The organism is Paenibacillus hebaui (assembly GCF_051934385.1).
Classification (GTDB): Bacteria; Bacillota; Bacilli; order Paenibacillales; family Paenibacillaceae; genus Paenibacillus.
On sequence record NZ_CP196836.1, the window covers coordinates 4,547,734 to 4,563,694 of the forward strand.

Here is a 15,961-nt window from a genome sequence, read left to right on the forward strand (position 1 = left end):
ATATTCATTCCTATGCATTTAAACGGATTGGAGTTGCTTTGTTTTAGAACGCCCTCGTATCGGCTCCCACTCAAAACTTAGCGCATTCAACTGATCAATTTTTTCTTGTGAGAGTATTCCTTTTTTATATCGTTGTCTTGTGTTTGCACACCAATTCTTAAAGGTTGGATTCTCACTAAAGGATGCGTTATTCTTCAATAACATAATATTAATTTCCCACTTCTCGTCTCTAGCAGCCCATAAAAACTTAAGTTTCTTTAACTTTTCAATTCTTTCTTTTGTTAATTTACCAATATTATATCTTCTTCTCTGTCTAATCACCCACTCACCCAACTTTATATCGCCCGTTACAAATGGAGGCGGTACATCTGTATGTCCATATGTGCAATAATATTTTTCTAAAGCGGAATAATATTTTATCCAATTTAAATCTAATGGTTCCCACACAAAACCTGTTTGATCGAGTAACACAAATCTATCCCTATCCAAAGATTTGTTTTTTTGGAGCACTCTCTGTTTATTTTTCCATCTTTCAAGTTGATCACTTTCTTCACCGTTACAATATCGCTTAAAAATATCATCCCAATTATCTTTTAACTGTCCCTCAATCCCACCAAAAAGTTCCATCGCGTCCTGCATCTCATCATAGATAGTGAAATCCTCAATATTCAACTGTTCTTGATTATTTGATGCTCGTCCAGCATTTTCTGATTCAAAAGTTTCATATAATTCCTGTACAAATTTGTTACTTTTAATTCCATTGAAGTTGTTTACAAAATCGAATACGGTTGGTGTGTTGCCTCCAGCTTTCAATGCTCTTCCCAGTTGCTGATAATAAATAATGGGTGAGACGGTTGAACGCAAGAAGATAACTCCATCAATGTCATCTACATGCAACCCTTCGTTTAATTTATTAATACTGAACAGCAAATGAATAGAACCATCGACCTTTACATTTCTAAACTGCTCAATAATATGGTCATCCTTTTTATCGCTACCAGTATATACTTCATAACTAGTAACTTTAGAATTAACCTTCCCTTTAATAAACCACTCTGCAACTGTATTCTTGACCTCAAATAGATGTTCTGTGTTACGACAGAATACGATAAACTTGCCCGATGCTTTACCAAGATGTTTCTTGAGAATAACAGGGATTCCCTTACTCTTATCAAGCTTCTTTTTCATTTGTTCTACTTCTTTTCTCATATCCTCTTTATCTTCATCACTATTGCTTGATTTGATTATTTTTTCATTTAAGTTTAAAATCTCATCTTCAAATGTGTACAAAGCAGATACATACCTAGGCATAGGCAAAATGCCCTTTACGATTGCGTGTGGCAGAGATAAGTTAGTTACAACATTTCCATCAAACAGTTCATCTGTCATATCACGCTCACCATCAAGATAACGAATAGGTGTGGCTGTTGTACCCAAAATTTTAGCGTCCGAATATGTATCAATCAATTTGCCTACTCCGCTACCCCACGATTCTGCACCACAACGATGAAACTCATCCAGTACAATCATATCTACATTTAACTCTTGAATCTCTTCTTCTGTCATCAAAGCCAACTTAGAGTATGTCATAAGGGATGTATTAGGTAACGCATCAACCTTGCCAGCCAATTGATTCAAGATGTGATGAGATGGAGCCAAAACGACTTTCTTGACTTTTGGATAAGCATAGAGGCATTTAAGGATAAGCATACTCTTCCCTGTTCCAGTTGCCTGTACAGTTGCCACACGATTCTTCGTTTCCCACGTCTCCATAATTTTTTCATATGTTTCTTGGTTGTGTGGGTATAATTCGATATTCATATGTATTCATCTCCAGTATTATTTTAATGTATTTTATTTACTTTCAATTATCTCATCCAGCATTTCCGAGTACATTGTTTCTAAAATGAATGACTGAGGTTTAAATTTACTTTTTCGTCTCATCTTGATCTCCATCACCCTCAACATTACTTCCCACTCTGGTCGTGTCTGTCTAGTTCGATCCATCAGAGACATAGTAAGCATTGCACAGGGTGTGGATGATTTAAAGAATACATCTATAGCTTCACGTTGCATCTGATACATATAAAGAGACCAATAAGATTGCTCTCGCTCTGATAAGTTGTAATACTCTTCTTCATAACGCTTGTGACGATACTCTTTAATTAAGTTCTTGATAAATTGTATTGGATTCATATGTTTATCCCCTTCTTTTCTTTAAGTTTCGTTATATATAGTATATATGATATTACTAATTATTTCAATATTATTTTATTATAATTGAGTATTTATTCTATCACTAGTAGTATTAAACGTTCTAACGTTCTAAGTGAACACTAGGATCACCTTGTTTTATATTGACGGTATCATTGCTACCATTTTCCCATTCGCTCAACATGACCATTAACTGAAAATATTTTGCGGTGTTGAAGATAATTGTAAATACCTCCCATACGTTATAAAATAGCAATAAAGGGGGAATGATATTGATGATAGGTCTTGAACTACCACAAATAAATCTTAATTAAAAAAGATTTCTAAAATCGTAAAACTGATAGACCTTCATCATCCACTGTTGCTAAAGTGTGGCACAACGAATATGTTACAATGAAAATCATTGATGACATCTGCGATAAACTTGAATGTCAACTAGAAGATGTAATTGTTCATATACAAAATTCTAAATAGTGGAGGGGTTTTTATGGAGATTTTTTCTGCAAGATTGAAATTCATCAGAGAAAACAAAAATTTAACACAGGCGCAGCTTGCTGATCATGTGGGAATAACAATTCAAGAATATACCGACATTGAGTGTGGGAAATGTGAACCCAATCTAGATACTCTTTCTAAATTTCCTAATTTGATGGGAGAAAGTGTGGATTTTTTAATAGGGGCAACACATTTAGATACAACAATCAGAAAGCACATAGATGAATGCATTAGAACTCTTACTGGTTTACTATTTAACCAATCTCAAATCAAAAAATCGGTTCCAGAAAAGGATTTGGAATACAATTCATCGAGACCATTTGCTCAATCTGATGACGAAAAGTTCAATGTCTACTCTGAGACAGTTAACCGTTTCGAAAAACAGTTGGTAGATAATAACACAGTATTGTTTGATTATTTTAATGCCATTCCTTACGTGCCAAATGAAAAGTTAAAAGATATTGAAGAAGAAATAATTAGAACTGCAAACCTTTTCGCACATGGACATGGTCTACCTTATTAAGACTATATCTATTAAATAATTTAAAGTAATAAGGCAGATCTATATCGTTTAATCTTTTCTTTGAAAAGCAAAAAGCAGCCCGAAGGCTACTCTTTGATGATTTTGTTCCAAGCATCTTCAATTGCTTCATCTGCTTCATTACATTTTTCAGATATAGACCTTTTGCGAGTTTCGAAGTCCTCCAAATAGCAAGTGAATCCACCAATTGAATGTAAATGGACAATATATGTACGACCGTCCAACTCCATTATAGAAGTCTCAACTTTTGCGTTGTTAAACGTAGTTCGGGTTACCATCAGCATGTATTTCACCTCCTTTATATCACAACACTATTTTATCACATTGGACGAGAACATTAAATGATATCAGACTTTCACAAGCATTTGGTATGTATCTAGTGAGAGTTAAAACTAATTGAAGTTTTATTATTTTTCAAAACTATAATTTTTAATGTAATCAACTACTTCATCGAGACTGTTTGCCTCGAACCAACCGAAGGGCAAAGCACAATGATATCTGTTGTTCGTTGGATTTAAAAAAACAACATCGCTTGAAAAACTTCTTCCATCGTAATGGAGATTTTCTGGCTTTTCTTCTGCCCAAGCGCCCCAGTTTCCCAAATGCCAACACTCATCTCGATCAAAAGAATCTAATGTAATGTATCCTACTTCCGCAGGTGTAATATCTTCCTCTAACTCAAGTTTAAGGATGTTTTTATAAACCGCCCACATAGGAAATTGGAATACTTTGATCTTCATAAATAAATCTTCCTTTCTATTTAAAATTAATATTTCCCCTGATTCTCATAGATTCTCTCTTAATGGTCTCTGTTCTTTGTTCGGTAACTTGTGTTTCACATTTACTGCAAAAGATCTGACCAGCCATAAGTTGTGCCCAATGATCATCTGTTTTACACTTACACATAGACTTTTTCAAAGCTTCATCCCATATATCGTTAAGTTCTTCATTGTAACTCATGGACACACCTCTTCCTTTGAAATTCAACTTTTACCTACAATATTGCCAATCATCGTAGATAACATATTTCCAATCTCTTTGTTTTGTTCATTCAATCTCGCTTGCTGTCTTTCCCATTCTTCTTGTTCTTTTTTCCGAAGCAATTCGTTATCTGCCCTTAATTCTGCCACCTCATGAACTAAATTTACAATAGTTTCGGATCTAGCCAATAGGTCAAGTTCATTCTGACTTAGATAGTCAAATATTGATTTCCTCATCTTATCGCCTCCATTTGTTTAAGTAAATTGTAATTCATCATTTATTAACTCTAAACAAACTTTTCAATGTAGTTTCGATCTTGAGTAAAAATTGGGATATCCATATCCACATCCCATTTTGTCCTTGTTGCTACTCCATTTTCTGTTTCTAAATTGAATTGTTCTTTAGTAATGCAGACTCCTCGTTTTTGCCATGTGGGAATGTTGCTCCAGTTAATGCTTTTCTCTTGGAACAGTTTCTCTTGCAATTGACCTCCATTTAGTCCTTGCAGGGATTTATGAGGAAAGTTGGACTGAGCAACCATAGATACACTGTTTTTTGATGCGTCTTGTTGTCTCCAAATAAAGTAGTTAACTACCTCCTCTTTAGGCAATACAAAAGCTCTACAATCAAACAATGCAGGTTTATCTATTACTCCACGAGTTAATTCATTGAACTTATATGTAAATAAGGATGCTGCAACAGAGACCATCTTCTGTAGATTGTTATCGAACCAAGACTCTGTAGTTACCTTGTGATAATTAGTTAATAGAAACGAAACTTCATCGCTTTGATGATAAGCAACTTTAACTCCCATCATTTCTTTTGCAACATACTTTGTAGTTTCCCAAAAGCAATCTGCTAGGTAAGTGCTGAATGGTCTTTCTAATCCCTTGGTGTATGTATGAAACGCCTTTCCATCGATCCGTAAGATTATAGGTGTTCTCTTCATTAAATAGATTCTAGATACGTCCTCGTATCCTTTCATGCGATCTCCCAAATTGTCTTTTTTCATTAGAAATTCCTCCTTTTTGATTTATGTAAAATAACTGTTTTATCATCTATCACTAAATAACTAAACCTTTAACAATAGGTTTTCTGAGATCAACATCATACAAATCTTCGTCTTCTGTATTGATATCGCCATTCGATAATTCATTTTGCATACGATCCCACTCTTCCCACTTTTGAGAGTAAATCTTGTTTACTTTTGGCAATGTATTGAATTTGCTAATGGTTGCCCAATCATTGTATGTATATAAATCCAAATCTCCATGCTCCTCTTTAATTTCTTGAAGACTTTTGATTAATTCATTTAACTTCATAAAATCTACTCCCCAACTTTGATTTTGAATCAAATCCTGCTTTGATCAAGTCTGTCACTCACAAATATCAATTATTCTATATTTTTATAACTCTGATTCCTCTACCTCACCCCATATAGTCTTAACTTTGCGGCGTTTTAGGGCTTCTTCCATCATTTGCGAAATAACAAGCACCATCTTTTCGTCTGACGGAAATACTGGTCGTACATGTAAAGATAGATTAGAAAAAAGCTCAATTAGGAACTCTACTTGTTCTGCTGGTTTCCAATCACCATTGTAATGTTGACGAAAAAACTCCGAGATTGCCCCATTCATTTTCATTTCCTCTGACATAGAATATTCCTCCAAATAATTAGTGTGTTATCGTTACAGTGTAGATGAATACAGATTCACCCATCACCTTATGATGTCCTGATTTCACACAATCTCCATCTCTTCATTAAAGTTTACTATTCTGACCAATTTCCATTTGTCACCTTTGCAAAATCCCTTAAATAAACCTTCACGAGTTTCATCAAATAATTGAAACGATTTACCTGTGTAAACAAACTCATTACCTTCTTGATCTGCAACAATCATACCAATAGGAAAATCTTTTTTGTCAACGATATTTCATAGTTCTGAATTGGTAAATTCAGCGTCCATGTTAAGAAGATTACTTGGATAATATGCTGATTCATCGACCAAATACATTAAATAACCACTTTGATATACAGCTCCACTACATACACCTTCTCGTTTTTCTGAGTAAATGTAAACTTTCGTTCCTTGATCCATTTTCTCACTCCTTGTAAGATCTGCTTCACTTAGATATCTATACTGTGTTCTTTTCTCAACCTTTTCGCTTCTAATTCTAAGAATGAAATCTTGTCTTCAATACTTATAACTTTTGAGATAAAAGCCTCATCTTCATTTAAAATCTCAGATAGTTGTCTAAGTCTTGGTTTTGGTATTGGTCTTTTCTTACTCAGCCATCCCATTATAGTTGGTGATGAAATTCCTAATTGTTCTGCAAGTTTTTTATATTCAATGTCTCTAAATTTACATATCAATTCTAATCCAATAGCCACCAAATTCACTCCCTATGAAATACTGTTTTGATTAACTCTCAATCTCGTTATATTCCTCATAATCCACCAAGTGGCCCCATGCGTAAGGTGTGATGCAAGTCGCTTCTTCAGGATTAAAACAAACTACGTCTTTGCCAAACTTATAATGGGATTCTTTCTTTGTATTGATTTCCTTGTCACAATAAGCGCATTTTTTTTTACAATCATTAATTTACCTTCTTTCTAAATGAAATCGTTGTTTGATGTTGTTTTATGTATCCTGACCAGTACGATGTTTCTCGTTCCAGTATTCTGTTCCCTTAACTCCATAATCAAATTATACACTTTTATATTTACATAGTCTAGTATTATTTTATCATTATTATAGAAAGAGTCAGCATATTATGGCTAACCTACTCAACACTGATCCAAACCGTATTCCTTTATTTTCTCTCCACATATCCAACATATCACTAAAATTGACCCTATACTTGTTCATCTGCTCAATATGAACGTCTACTATTGTCTCGCAGAACAAATTACTAAGTGTATTTATGGGATCTTCTTGAAACTCTTGATAAATACTCTCAATTACAATAGAATTGTTTTGTTGCCACAATCTAAATTTGTACAACTCTCTATGTATATTTAACTCGGAATGATCATTTTCCAGACGCAAACAAAACTCATTTATTTCGTCATGAGTTTTCAATATGGTTTTCATATTTGATTTCAATACAATAGCCTCTTCATCGATATCTAATGTTGCATATAGGGATTCGTATGTCATATATGATTCTCCTTATGTATATTCTCTGTCGATGCTCTGGAGCGTCATTCAATACCTATATCATTTTAACTTAACAGATCAGTCTTTTTAACTGCCAGTTAAGCACTCTCTTTTATGAGGGTGCTTTTGTTATGTCCGTTTTTTGTTACCCAAACGGTAACACCTTCTAAATTTAAACCAAATACTGTCTGTTGTCAACTGATTTTGTATAAAGGGGGATTTTGTATGGTTTCTCGCCGTTTAAAAATACATTTGGGAAATCTACTAGAAATGAAGGGAATGTCAGCTAGAGGACTTGCGAAACGCACAGGACTGCGACACGTTACAATAAGCAAGATAATCAAAGGCGAAGCTGTATACATATCTTTCGAGGTTATTGAAAAGATCTGCATTGAGTTAGATATTGATGTAAATGAAATTATGTCCATGATTGAAGAAGATGAATAAGAGTACTCTCATATGGCTTATTGGAAACACTATGGCTGTCATTGCATATTTATTGTATATAAAAACTTCATTAGTTAAATATGTTTATATTGTCTTAGTATGTGCAGTAGTTTTATTGATACTCTCAATTTACTTTGTAATTAAAAAGAAATAAAAAAGGAGCTGCTATTTTGCAGTCTCCTTCAGTGTATGTAAAAGCAACATTTCATCTTTATAATTGCTACTTCATAGTTACCTTCATCATTTCCATTGAAGGCTCAAACAACTACCTTGGAAAGTTTTATATATTTTTAAAATTATGAAGAAACAAACCACCCAACAAGTGAGTGGTCATCATTACAAAATATAAACTGTACATGTAGTAATGGTTGTTCATCTTAGGATAGTTTCCATTAGAAATAATTTTAGACAAGTTTTCAATCAGGAACTCAAGCAATTTTATGGGCACGTTCCAGTTTCCTCAAGCTTGACAATTGTTCCTCCTGTTACCCCTTCGGAAGAATATCCGGCTTCTTCGCGTAATTTCTTTGCCTCATCCTCTGACACATCAACTGAAACAATCTTGTGAGGAATTTCGCATCCATTCACCAAAAGTTGACTTTCAGTGGATCGAACAACTTCATGAACCGCATTCTCATTCGCACCAGACGGATAGACGTAGACCTTCGTCTCAGAATCGTGAAATAACAGGCTAGCTAGCACGACACCTCCCGTAATTATACAGGCGAAACCGATTAGGCGAATTTTCACAAAAACACCTCCTTCTGGATGCTATATATATTATAACATACAGTTGTTCTTCGCAGAAGATTGATTTACCGACTGTACTAAAAAAATGAATCCCTGGTTCTTGAAGATTTCTCTTCAAACCAAGGATTCTACAGATAAAACGATACCTTACATAGATCTGCTTTCAAAATAAATTGATTCTAGTCTAGTCGCTTTGTAAGGAGAAATGTAATCATCAAAGAACTGATCATCTTCCCAAAGCTCACCTGTTTTTTCTTCGTATCTCGGATACCCTTTCAGAACTTGGCAGCCTGTAACAGTCTTAGATCCGGTAGAAGTGACAGTTTTCGTATCGCCGACTGCAAAGCTTGCTCCAATTGTTGCTGTAATGATTTTTAGCATACTTGCCGAGAAAGATACATTTCCCGTAATGGTTGTTGTTTTGGAGAAAGATGCACTTGTTGTCAACGTCATATTACATCCACTGGCGCCTGGCAAGTAAGGATCATTATAATCAACACGGTAAGAAGTCTTAGGGGTTTTTACAAAATATTCATTACCCCCAATCTCAGAAGGAGTAACCGTATTGTCTTCAGGAACTGATGAATTCTCTGGATATACAATGAAACCACCTGTTACACTTTCATCGTTTGGAAAGCCAGCTTCAGCGCGCAGCCGCTGTGCTTCCTCCTTGCCTACCTTTATAATAGTGGGTCCATCGCTATCAGACCTATCGAGGGGAGCAGCAGAAGCTAGGGCAGGGACTGTAAGTAACAACAAGGAAGCTAGCATAACTAAGATAGACTTTTTGAATTTCATACATTCACACTCCTTAAATGGTATATATTACAATTTGAGCATATCATAGTATTACAAAAATTTCTACAAATAAAACAATTTTTACTAAGATAATCCTATTTTTTTCTGTTTTTGAAGTTTTATTTTGCAATTTCAAGCAGAAAAATGAATGATTTTAACCTACTAGGAAACTACAACGATATTAAAGATATACAATCATACTAACTATCTGCAAACTACTGTGAAAGTCTTGTTTTATCATCTGTTGATCCGCTTGGAAGGCTTTTATTCTTAACCAGTATTTGTTACAATTATGGTGTAGCTACTCCTGCACAGCATTTGTGGTGTGATCACCTCAGAGTGGTGCTTATACGACTGAAGTGACCCGCCACAGGTTGGGAGCCAAAGTGCGGGTCACTTTCTTTCTACAAATTGATGTAGGTCAGCAGCGCAATAAAAAACGTATCTACTCTATCATGTTGTTACCATTTATCTTTTCTTAATGCTCCTTTGATCATAGCATCAAATTTCTCTTCTTCTGTTAATGATTTAATTGGCTCTTTAGGAGTCTGACTTGGCCCCTTCTTCTTAGGTTTTTTACCGAATCTCTCTCTGGCTATCTTTTTCCCTAAATGCTTGCCATGTTCATCAAATATGGACTTAAATTCGTTGTAGTCTCTATCCAATTTTAATGTGTTACACTCTTTGCAAGAACACACCTTATTTTCATATGTGTCTTCACCACCTTTCGATGTAGGTATAACATGGTCAATTGTGTCTCCATAATTTCCGCAGTAATGGCATCTATACCCGGCTTCTGTTAATACAATTTGATGGTCAATTAGGTCATATACCATGTTGGGATATATTACTTTAGCAAGTCCGTCTTCTACAAGTTTCCGAGCATATTTGAATGGTCTTTCATGAGCTGTCTTTGTATCATTGCTCATTACAATTATGGAATCAAAAGTAGAATCCAGACCTTCAATACCAAGATCAATATCTTGAAACTTCTCTTTTTTTCTTAAGAATTTTTCATCTCTACATATCTTACAAATGGTTGATGTTTCTTTCATGTAGAAGCTGGGCGACCTCCATTGCCCACATCTCTCGCATTTTCTCACTTGATTTGACATGATTGCAGTTCTCCATCATCTTATAATTTTAGTTCTTTGTTTTAATTTTAATCTCTAGTAAGAAACAAGTACAGAGCAATAGTCTTTTCTCAATTATGAAACGCCACAATAGAATAAAATACATAGAAAGCACAAAAGGACTCAAAAATAGAGTCCCTTTCTTAGTTCATATAAAAGACTGGTTTTACTTAGTCTCTATTACTCCATTTTTAAGAACATATTTTTTACTGTCTTGCACTTCAGTCTGAGCATTGTCAATAACCTTGCTGCTGTTTATAATTTGAGATATAAATTTCAACTTGTGCTCCAAATCAGATTTTTCCTTTTTAAGTTTGATGTTTAATTTAGATTTGTGGCTTAATTGAGCATCTTTCCCCTCAATCAGTACATCTTTCATTTTTAGTTGATTCTTTAAATTAGCAATCTCTAACTTCAATTCATTGACCTGAGATACGAGGGTTGCACTGCCCTTTATATCCTTCAATGACGACTCTAATTGATCTGTAATAGCTTGGACTATATCTAAGTGCATAACGGGTGTAGCAGGGCTTTCAGTAGGTGTATTTACGTTCTTTGTACTGTCTAAATAGATAACATTTTTCTCAACAAGATAATTATGCATGGAGCCATGTTTCTTTGTAATCTGATAATATTTCTGAGATACATTGTTAGCATTTCTATTAAGCATCTCTGAAGCTATTCTTATTGCATTTGCTTTTGTGCTTCCTTTGCTCTTTTCATCTACAATAGTCTGTTCTATTAACAGCAGTTCTTCATCTGTCCAACTTCCTAATACTGCTTTTTTCTGATTGTCTGAAAGAGTATATTCAACTCTTAATAAATATTCCCTAACAGTTTGAGCAACAATACTATCCCTTAGTAACATTCCAATACGTAAAAGACATTTTCTATTTAATATCATCGCTGTAGGTACTCTATCCAACTCTGGGACATTGTGTCCTAAAGTCAGTTTGTATTCCTTCAAATCCTTGCTGTACAAGGTTTTAATACCATCCCCCGTAAGTTCGTGTCTATTTCTTTGGATGGTCTTCCTGATCGTTTCTATGCTTACTTCAAAGTAATCCGCTGCCTGTCTGATTGTCATATTTTCACCGTCTGGCAACAAACTTAAAGCCTTAACCTTGTCTAGTACTTCTGTTTTGACTATGTATTCATTACGAAGAAATTGATCTTCAATAAAGTTGTCGGTTTGTTTTACGATATTCATTTTATCATCTCCGTTTATTTATTTATAATTTGCAATGTAATCCTCAAGTTTGTTTACTTCTGGCTTTTGTAAGGGTTGTTTGCCATTAATGAATAATGAAAACAATGCATTGCTAATTCCTATTTTTCTAGCAATGAACGATTTCTTGATACCGTAATCATCGATAACTTTTTGCGTTCTTTCCTTTAGTGTCATGTATTTCACCTCCTTGAAAATTATTTTAATAGATTAGCAAAAAAAATTTTACTTCATTGAAAGAGCATACTGTCCAACTACCATCATACCTTGTCCATGATCCTGTTCAACCGCCACGACGCCTATATTCTTAATGTGTGAGAGAAGTAATTCCACATCTTCATCGCGTGACTCATTGAAGGCTGCCACATAGTATTCTTTGTTCCCCTCCTTATCTAGAGTGAAAGATTTTGCATCTACATTGATATAATCATCAACCGCATCCAAACCCTCCAAGATTGGTGCAAGTACTTCCCATTCAGCTTTCAACTCTTCATATCCTGTCATTTTAGTCGTTCCCTCTTTGTTTGTTAAATTCATTATAATATATAACTCATACAAAAACAAGTATTATTTATTTATCATTAAACGAAATAAGCATTTCATTTAGATTAAACATCAATAAAATCTGAGTCGATTTCTAGCCCATCGAATTCTATTGTAATCCTAAGTGCCTTTCTACCGTCATTGTACAAATCACTTGCATCTGAGACACGAATAACCATTTCTTCCTTGAGCAGTTCTTTCATTAGCCTTTTCATTTCATTTTTATCCATGAATTACACCTCCATACTCAAGCTCCATAACTTCTTCCATCATTTCTTCAATATCTGTTACAGGCTGCTCATTAACCGTAATCTGATCCTTTATTACCTCAATTGTGCAATGGTTTGTATGTATAGTGCATGTAGGAGAGATAGTGAATGAATGATGATCCCCTATCCCTATTACTTCATAGTTCAACCCTTCAGCATCAAGTTTCTTAGTGATTTGCTTAATAAATTTATCAATCTTCATTATTTTCATTCTCCATTCGTCAATATTTTATAATTATGCACCATTATGAGTAAAAATATCATTGTTCGCGAGTGTTTAACTTTTAATATTGAATATTTATTCAATTATTCTAAACAAACAAGTTTCATTAGAATAATTTATATGATGGATGTTTTGCTTTTGGGAAGTCGTTTAAGAAATCTGCAACTAAAGAGATAATTTCCTTCCAAAATTTGCTGTCATGATTATCGGCATAACATGAGGTCAAGTCCTCCTCCTTAATTCCTTCCAGATATGCTTCTTGAAGAAGTGTACCATCAAGATTGTATTTAGTCATAATCTTATTTAACTTTTCGATATACATTTGTTTTTCCATGTTTTGCTCCTCCTTATGAAACAAGAATTTTACTTAAATCTCGCCGAACTCAGTTTTTCTCAATTCATTTTTTAAGCTTTGTAAAGTATAAAAATCAATTCCTCTTTTATAAAGTGCATTTGAAACAATTTCATATTCTTGAGAAGTCATTGCACCCACAAGCGTATCAATTTCGGAAAGTTTCTCCGCGAATCTTATAACATTATTCATCTACTCTTCCTCCATCATTTTATGAAATCACTCTTTGATTTGAACAGAATATATTAAATACTGGCTTCTGGAAAATAGACCATCCCGCTGTTTTCAACGTTATATGTTCTCCCCAATTCTACACCAACAAATGCTTGTACTCTTGCCTTCTCAAGCATGGACATCAATACTTTATATTCCTGTTCAATGACTTCTAAATCATTGATTCTGTGTTTTAGTTTTTCGTTCTCTTCCCTGAGCGCCTTATTTTCTTCGTTTATTTCAATGGCTAGTTTGTCAGCCTCTTGTTGGATGCCCCCGTCTTTTTTATTTGTTGTTAGTGATTTCAATACAGCATTAATTGTTTTTTTGCCGCGATTATGTTCAACTTCTGTTCGAATACGCTTGCTTTCTTCCCCAGTTAGTTTACTAATATCATTAATTTTAAAATTATAAATTGCTTTTTGCTCTTCTTTAGTTAAATGTGCTAGTTCTTCTGCTGTTCTGACTCCAATGGAACCATCAGATACGAAAGACTGGATCTCAGGAATTAAATCATTAAGTTTCATAATTCTCTGAGTGGTACGCTGAGACTTTTCGCCAATCATTTCTGCTACGTCTTTCATCGACTTCATGTTATCAGTTTTAAGTCGTTTATTTCCATTATTCGTTATTCCCCAGTACTCTTTCAGGAATGCCGCCTGTCTTCCTTTTTTAATTGGATCTAATTCCGCTTCCCCTCTACGCTCAGTGTTCTCAGCAATCAGAAGATATTCAATCTGCATTTCATCAATATCAATAATTTCAACTGGAACATCATTCCACCCTAAATCAATAGCAATCCGTAAGCGTTGATGTCCTGAAATGATAATATTAGAAGGTGTAATTTTTAAAGGATCGCGTATTCCATATGTATTAATACTGTGTTTGATTTCCTTATATTTCTTACCTGTAATATCTGTAAAATAAAACTTGTTTTTTGGATGTGGTTTGAGTTTGTCAATGTTAATTTTCTTCATTTTTATTCCACCTTTATTATATTTAATTTATATGAAATGAGTATTTTAAATCGTTACAGCACATTGTTTCTCGTTCTTGTGCGTTGTTTATGTATTATCTTTACTTGATAATGTAATTATACCATCATCACATATAATGTGTCTAGTATTATTTTATTATAATTAAAAAGAGATCCCACAATGGAATCTCTCATATATCACCTATTTAACTTTAACTCCCCAAAACTCTACTTCTTCATCATCCAATGGTTCTACATACGTCACAACAACTTGTTTGCCTTGATACTGTTTGCGTAACACCTCTGTAAATGACTTATCCTCTTTAGGAACAGCGATATCTGTAACCTGTAACACCCAGAAATGTCCTTCCTGATCCTTTGTTGTGTGAGTAACATAATAACCGCTACCCTTCATGTAATACACCCTATCGACTTTCATAGTAGCCTGTTTGGGCTCTTGTTCAGTCCCACTTGCCATAGTCACGCTAGACACCATCAGAGACAATATGAACACCATCAACAATACAGTAAACTTTTTCATTCTAATACACATCCTTATTTAAATTATTTTATTATTATTTAATCAATGAATTAACAAGTTCAAGGTGTTGGCTGAAGGATAACCCTACTGGAGACCGTTTAGTCTGATTTTGTAAGTTTACTCTTTGCTCTGGCTGCTTAAACGATCCGTATGAATTAGTTTTATGTACTGGACTTATGTAATATATTCTTAACATGTGATTGCCTCCTTATTATTAGCTCATTTATCTATGTGAAAGGACACTTTCATGGACTTTTTTCATTTGGTTGTTATGTTAAGTTTCTCGTGTCGTGCAGCAAGTGTGGTTTGGTCGTGTCTGCGAATTCAGTTGGAGCGTTCAAAAATCTTTTAACAGTTGTCTTATATACCCCTCAACTTATCCATTTCAGCATCAACCCACGATTGCAGTTCTTTTCCGTAACGGCCTTGATTCAAGTTTTGACATGGGGTCGATTGCCCCACAATGTTATTAACGGAATAGCCTTTTGACCCGAACCGTTTGATTACTTGGCGTTCTGTTCCATCCAAGCAGATTACGTTAACTGAGAATCCGATCACGTTCCCGGTGCGACCATTTGTGATTGTGCCTTTCTTGATGATATTTACGCCGCCAACCTCTTCGACTTCTTCCTGCACTTCAACTTCCAAAACTTCTTTTGTATATGTAGTACCTTCGCGTGGTACACGTTTGATTTTTTCTTTCACTTGTGCGCCAGTTAGTTCGTGCCGTAGACCTGATTCTTTTTCGGTGTAGAGATACATCATCGTTTTTCCAGCGTCCCAACTAGTAGTAAGTACAACCTCAATTTGTTTTTTCATATTAATTACCACCTTATATTATCTAGTATTATCTTATTTTATTATATATTAACGAAGGATCAATGCTCCTACGATTGTTTTACTCTTCAATGCTTGTTTACGTACCCATTGTGACTTCATAATTGCCAGTTTAGTTTGACTCATTTGACTTCAACTCCTTATTTCGTTTTCCTTTACCTTATATATTCATATATATATGATAATCAAAGTAATGTCTAGTATTATTTATTCATAATAACACAAATAAGCCACCTTTTTTAGCAGTGACTTAATGTGT

Annotated in this window: 28 protein-coding genes; 3 read left to right on the forward strand and 25 right to left on the reverse strand. The window is 34.4% G+C overall.

The genetic code is table 11. The annotated features are described in order from the left end of the window. Positions 1-18: 18 nt before the first annotated feature. Together ACR32F_RS20570 and ACR32F_RS20575 are read right to left on the reverse strand one after the other, a co-directional pair. Entirely contained in the window at positions 19-1,821 is a 1,803-nt protein-coding gene (locus ACR32F_RS20570) for a Helicase associated domain protein (protein ID WP_440110254.1), read from the reverse strand. Between the two features lie 33 nt (positions 1,822-1,854). Beyond that, positions 1,855-2,196: a hypothetical protein gene (locus tag ACR32F_RS20575; protein ID WP_440110256.1), complete on the reverse strand. Its 342-nt coding sequence runs from the start codon at positions 2,194-2,196 to the stop codon at positions 1,855-1,857. A gap of 411 nt (positions 2,197-2,607) precedes the next feature. On the opposite strand from ACR32F_RS20575, the gene ACR32F_RS20580 reads away from it, so the two are divergent. After that, complete coding sequence (locus ACR32F_RS20580) at positions 2,608-2,688, forward strand: hypothetical protein (RefSeq protein WP_440119963.1); 81 nt, start codon at positions 2,608-2,610, stop codon at positions 2,686-2,688. Positions 2,689-2,701: 13 nt separating this feature from the next. Next, entirely contained in the window at positions 2,702-3,232 is a 531-nt protein-coding gene (locus tag ACR32F_RS20585; protein WP_440110258.1) for a helix-turn-helix domain-containing protein, read from the forward strand. Between the two features lie 86 nt (positions 3,233-3,318). On the opposite strand, the gene ACR32F_RS20590 is transcribed toward ACR32F_RS20585, so the two are convergent. The 10 genes from ACR32F_RS20590 to ACR32F_RS20635 all read right to left on the reverse strand — a co-directional run bounded on the left by ACR32F_RS20590 (position 3,319) and on the right by ACR32F_RS20635 (position 7,392). Further along, positions 3,319-3,534 carry a hypothetical protein gene (locus ACR32F_RS20590; RefSeq protein ID WP_440110260.1) on the reverse strand — a complete coding sequence of 72 codons (216 nt, stop codon included), beginning with the start codon at positions 3,532-3,534 and terminating at the stop codon, positions 3,319-3,321. A 123-nt stretch (positions 3,535-3,657) separates the two neighbouring features. Next, positions 3,658-3,990, reverse strand: a complete 333-nt coding sequence (locus ACR32F_RS20595) for a hypothetical protein (protein WP_440110262.1) — start codon at positions 3,988-3,990, stop codon at positions 3,658-3,660. Positions 3,991-4,006: 16 nt separating this feature from the next. Beyond that, complete coding sequence (locus ACR32F_RS20600; RefSeq protein ID WP_440110264.1) at positions 4,007-4,210, reverse strand: hypothetical protein; 204 nt, start codon at positions 4,208-4,210, stop codon at positions 4,007-4,009. Positions 4,211-4,233: 23 nt separating this feature from the next. After that, positions 4,234-4,467, reverse strand: coding sequence for a hypothetical protein (locus ACR32F_RS20605; protein WP_440110266.1), 234 nt, complete (start codon positions 4,465-4,467; stop codon positions 4,234-4,236). A gap of 50 nt (positions 4,468-4,517) precedes the next feature. Continuing rightward, positions 4,518-5,243, reverse strand: coding sequence for a tRNA(His) guanylyltransferase Thg1 family protein (locus tag ACR32F_RS20610; protein ID WP_440110268.1), 726 nt, complete (start codon positions 5,241-5,243; stop codon positions 4,518-4,520). A 52-nt stretch (positions 5,244-5,295) separates the two neighbouring features. Then, entirely contained in the window at positions 5,296-5,553 is a 258-nt protein-coding gene (locus ACR32F_RS20615) for a hypothetical protein (RefSeq protein ID WP_440110270.1), read from the reverse strand. Between the two features lie 84 nt (positions 5,554-5,637). Beyond that, on the reverse strand, positions 5,638-5,886 hold the full coding sequence (locus ACR32F_RS20620; RefSeq protein ID WP_440110272.1) for a hypothetical protein: 249 nt from the start codon (positions 5,884-5,886) through the stop codon (positions 5,638-5,640). Positions 5,887-6,165: 279 nt separating this feature from the next. Further along, positions 6,166-6,330 (reverse strand): hypothetical protein, encoded by a 165-nt coding sequence (locus ACR32F_RS20625; RefSeq protein ID WP_440110274.1) that lies wholly within the window; start codon positions 6,328-6,330, stop codon positions 6,166-6,168. Positions 6,331-6,359: 29 nt separating this feature from the next. Beyond that, entirely contained in the window at positions 6,360-6,623 is a 264-nt protein-coding gene (locus ACR32F_RS20630; RefSeq protein WP_440110276.1) for a hypothetical protein, read from the reverse strand. A gap of 373 nt (positions 6,624-6,996) precedes the next feature. Further along, the gene (locus ACR32F_RS20635; protein ID WP_440110278.1) at positions 6,997-7,392 is read right to left on the reverse strand and encodes a hypothetical protein; all 396 of its coding nucleotides are present in this window, start codon (positions 7,390-7,392) and stop codon (positions 6,997-6,999) included. A 225-nt stretch (positions 7,393-7,617) separates the two neighbouring features. On the opposite strand from ACR32F_RS20635, the gene ACR32F_RS20640 reads away from it, so the two are divergent. Beyond that, the gene (locus tag ACR32F_RS20640) at positions 7,618-7,839 is read left to right on the forward strand and encodes a helix-turn-helix domain-containing protein (RefSeq protein ID WP_440110280.1); all 222 of its coding nucleotides are present in this window, start codon (positions 7,618-7,620) and stop codon (positions 7,837-7,839) included. A gap of 438 nt (positions 7,840-8,277) precedes the next feature. Here ACR32F_RS20640 and ACR32F_RS20645 read toward each other — a convergent pair whose 3' ends face one another. The 13 genes from ACR32F_RS20645 to ACR32F_RS20705 all read right to left on the reverse strand — a co-directional run bounded on the left by ACR32F_RS20645 (position 8,278) and on the right by ACR32F_RS20705 (position 15,684). Then, a complete protein-coding gene (locus tag ACR32F_RS20645; RefSeq protein ID WP_440110282.1) occupies positions 8,278-8,589 on the reverse strand; it encodes a hypothetical protein in 312 nt (103 codons plus the stop codon). 147 nt (positions 8,590-8,736) lie between these two features. Continuing rightward, complete coding sequence (locus tag ACR32F_RS20650; RefSeq protein ID WP_440110284.1) at positions 8,737-9,387, reverse strand: hypothetical protein; 651 nt, start codon at positions 9,385-9,387, stop codon at positions 8,737-8,739. 461 nt (positions 9,388-9,848) lie between these two features. Beyond that, positions 9,849-10,502, reverse strand: coding sequence for an HNH endonuclease (locus ACR32F_RS20655; protein WP_440110286.1), 654 nt, complete (start codon positions 10,500-10,502; stop codon positions 9,849-9,851). Positions 10,503-10,686: 184 nt separating this feature from the next. Next, the gene (locus tag ACR32F_RS20660) at positions 10,687-11,730 is read right to left on the reverse strand and encodes a hypothetical protein (protein WP_440110288.1); all 1,044 of its coding nucleotides are present in this window, start codon (positions 11,728-11,730) and stop codon (positions 10,687-10,689) included. An 18-nt stretch (positions 11,731-11,748) separates the two neighbouring features. Further along, positions 11,749-11,925: a hypothetical protein gene (locus ACR32F_RS20665; protein ID WP_440110290.1), complete on the reverse strand. Its 177-nt coding sequence runs from the start codon at positions 11,923-11,925 to the stop codon at positions 11,749-11,751. A gap of 48 nt (positions 11,926-11,973) precedes the next feature. Continuing rightward, the gene (locus ACR32F_RS20670) at positions 11,974-12,285 is read right to left on the reverse strand and encodes a hypothetical protein (protein ID WP_440110292.1); all 312 of its coding nucleotides are present in this window, start codon (positions 12,283-12,285) and stop codon (positions 11,974-11,976) included. 71 nt (positions 12,286-12,356) lie between these two features. Further along, positions 12,357-12,521: a hypothetical protein gene (locus ACR32F_RS20675; RefSeq protein WP_440110294.1), complete on the reverse strand. Its 165-nt coding sequence runs from the start codon at positions 12,519-12,521 to the stop codon at positions 12,357-12,359. Further along, positions 12,514-12,762, reverse strand: a complete 249-nt coding sequence (locus tag ACR32F_RS20680) for a hypothetical protein (RefSeq protein ID WP_440110296.1) — start codon at positions 12,760-12,762, stop codon at positions 12,514-12,516. Before ACR32F_RS20680 ends, ACR32F_RS20675 begins: the two co-directional genes overlap by 8 nt. A 127-nt stretch (positions 12,763-12,889) precedes the next feature. Next, positions 12,890-13,117: a hypothetical protein gene (locus ACR32F_RS20685; RefSeq protein WP_440110298.1), complete on the reverse strand. Its 228-nt coding sequence runs from the start codon at positions 13,115-13,117 to the stop codon at positions 12,890-12,892. Positions 13,118-13,150: 33 nt separating this feature from the next. Continuing rightward, positions 13,151-13,327, reverse strand: a complete 177-nt coding sequence (locus ACR32F_RS20690) for a hypothetical protein (RefSeq protein ID WP_440110300.1) — start codon at positions 13,325-13,327, stop codon at positions 13,151-13,153. A 53-nt stretch (positions 13,328-13,380) separates the two neighbouring features. Beyond that, positions 13,381-14,325 (reverse strand): ParB N-terminal domain-containing protein, encoded by a 945-nt coding sequence (locus ACR32F_RS20695; protein WP_440110302.1) that lies wholly within the window; start codon positions 14,323-14,325, stop codon positions 13,381-13,383. A gap of 201 nt (positions 14,326-14,526) precedes the next feature. Further along, positions 14,527-14,865 carry a hypothetical protein gene (locus ACR32F_RS20700; RefSeq protein WP_440110304.1) on the reverse strand — a complete coding sequence of 113 codons (339 nt, stop codon included), beginning with the start codon at positions 14,863-14,865 and terminating at the stop codon, positions 14,527-14,529. A 360-nt stretch (positions 14,866-15,225) separates the two neighbouring features. After that, positions 15,226-15,684: a hypothetical protein gene (locus ACR32F_RS20705; protein ID WP_440110306.1), complete on the reverse strand. Its 459-nt coding sequence runs from the start codon at positions 15,682-15,684 to the stop codon at positions 15,226-15,228. Between the last annotated feature and the right edge of the window lie 277 nt (positions 15,685-15,961).

Bases quoted from the DNA above. Each gene is read 5' to 3' on its own strand.
- ACR32F_RS20700 (WP_440110304.1), bottom strand. From the start codon at position 14,865: ATGAAAAAGTTTACTGTATTGTTGATGGTGTTCATATTGTCTCTGATG.
- ACR32F_RS20640 (WP_440110280.1), top strand. From the start codon at position 7,618: ATGGTTTCTCGCCGTTTAAAAATACATTTGGGAAATCTACTAGAAATG.
- ACR32F_RS20625 (WP_440110274.1), bottom strand. From the start codon at position 6,330: ATGGATCAAGGAACGAAAGTTTACATTTACTCAGAAAAACGAGAAGGT.
- ACR32F_RS20680 (WP_440110296.1), bottom strand. From the start codon at position 12,762: ATGAAGATTGATAAATTTATTAAGCAAATCACTAAGAAACTTGATGCT.
- ACR32F_RS20655 (WP_440110286.1), bottom strand. From the start codon at position 10,502: ATGTCAAATCAAGTGAGAAAATGCGAGAGATGTGGGCAATGGAGGTCG.
- ACR32F_RS20605 (WP_440110266.1), bottom strand. From the start codon at position 4,467: ATGAGGAAATCAATATTTGACTATCTAAGTCAGAATGAACTTGACCTA.
- ACR32F_RS20695 (WP_440110302.1), bottom strand. From the start codon at position 14,325: ATGAAGAAAATTAACATTGACAAACTCAAACCACATCCAAAAAACAAG.
- ACR32F_RS20575 (WP_440110256.1), bottom strand. From the start codon at position 2,196: ATGAATCCAATACAATTTATCAAGAACTTAATTAAAGAGTATCGTCAC.
- ACR32F_RS20590 (WP_440110260.1), bottom strand. From the start codon at position 3,534: ATGCTGATGGTAACCCGAACTACGTTTAACAACGCAAAAGTTGAGACT.
- ACR32F_RS20690 (WP_440110300.1), bottom strand. From the start codon at position 13,327: ATGAATAATGTTATAAGATTCGCGGAGAAACTTTCCGAAATTGATACG.
- ACR32F_RS20600 (WP_440110264.1), bottom strand. From the start codon at position 4,210: ATGAGTTACAATGAAGAACTTAACGATATATGGGATGAAGCTTTGAAA.
- ACR32F_RS20610 (WP_440110268.1), bottom strand. From the start codon at position 5,243: ATGAAAAAAGACAATTTGGGAGATCGCATGAAAGGATACGAGGACGTA.
- ACR32F_RS20650 (WP_440110284.1), bottom strand. From the start codon at position 9,387: ATGAAATTCAAAAAGTCTATCTTAGTTATGCTAGCTTCCTTGTTGTTA.
- ACR32F_RS20705 (WP_440110306.1), bottom strand. From the start codon at position 15,684: ATGAAAAAACAAATTGAGGTTGTACTTACTACTAGTTGGGACGCTGGA.
- ACR32F_RS20665 (WP_440110290.1), bottom strand. From the start codon at position 11,925: ATGACACTAAAGGAAAGAACGCAAAAAGTTATCGATGATTACGGTATC.
- ACR32F_RS20580 (WP_440119963.1), top strand. From the start codon at position 2,608: ATGAAAATCATTGATGACATCTGCGATAAACTTGAATGTCAACTAGAA.
- ACR32F_RS20615 (WP_440110270.1), bottom strand. From the start codon at position 5,553: ATGAAGTTAAATGAATTAATCAAAAGTCTTCAAGAAATTAAAGAGGAG.
- ACR32F_RS20620 (WP_440110272.1), bottom strand. From the start codon at position 5,886: ATGTCAGAGGAAATGAAAATGAATGGGGCAATCTCGGAGTTTTTTCGT.
- ACR32F_RS20570 (WP_440110254.1), bottom strand. From the start codon at position 1,821: ATGAATATCGAATTATACCCACACAACCAAGAAACATATGAAAAAATT.
- ACR32F_RS20675 (WP_440110294.1), bottom strand. From the start codon at position 12,521: ATGGATAAAAATGAAATGAAAAGGCTAATGAAAGAACTGCTCAAGGAA.
- ACR32F_RS20685 (WP_440110298.1), bottom strand. From the start codon at position 13,117: ATGGAAAAACAAATGTATATCGAAAAGTTAAATAAGATTATGACTAAA.
- ACR32F_RS20585 (WP_440110258.1), top strand. From the start codon at position 2,702: ATGGAGATTTTTTCTGCAAGATTGAAATTCATCAGAGAAAACAAAAAT.
- ACR32F_RS20595 (WP_440110262.1), bottom strand. From the start codon at position 3,990: ATGAAGATCAAAGTATTCCAATTTCCTATGTGGGCGGTTTATAAAAAC.
- ACR32F_RS20660 (WP_440110288.1), bottom strand. From the start codon at position 11,730: ATGAATATCGTAAAACAAACCGACAACTTTATTGAAGATCAATTTCTT.
- ACR32F_RS20635 (WP_440110278.1), bottom strand. From the start codon at position 7,392: ATGACATACGAATCCCTATATGCAACATTAGATATCGATGAAGAGGCT.
- ACR32F_RS20670 (WP_440110292.1), bottom strand. From the start codon at position 12,285: ATGAATTTAACAAACAAAGAGGGAACGACTAAAATGACAGGATATGAA.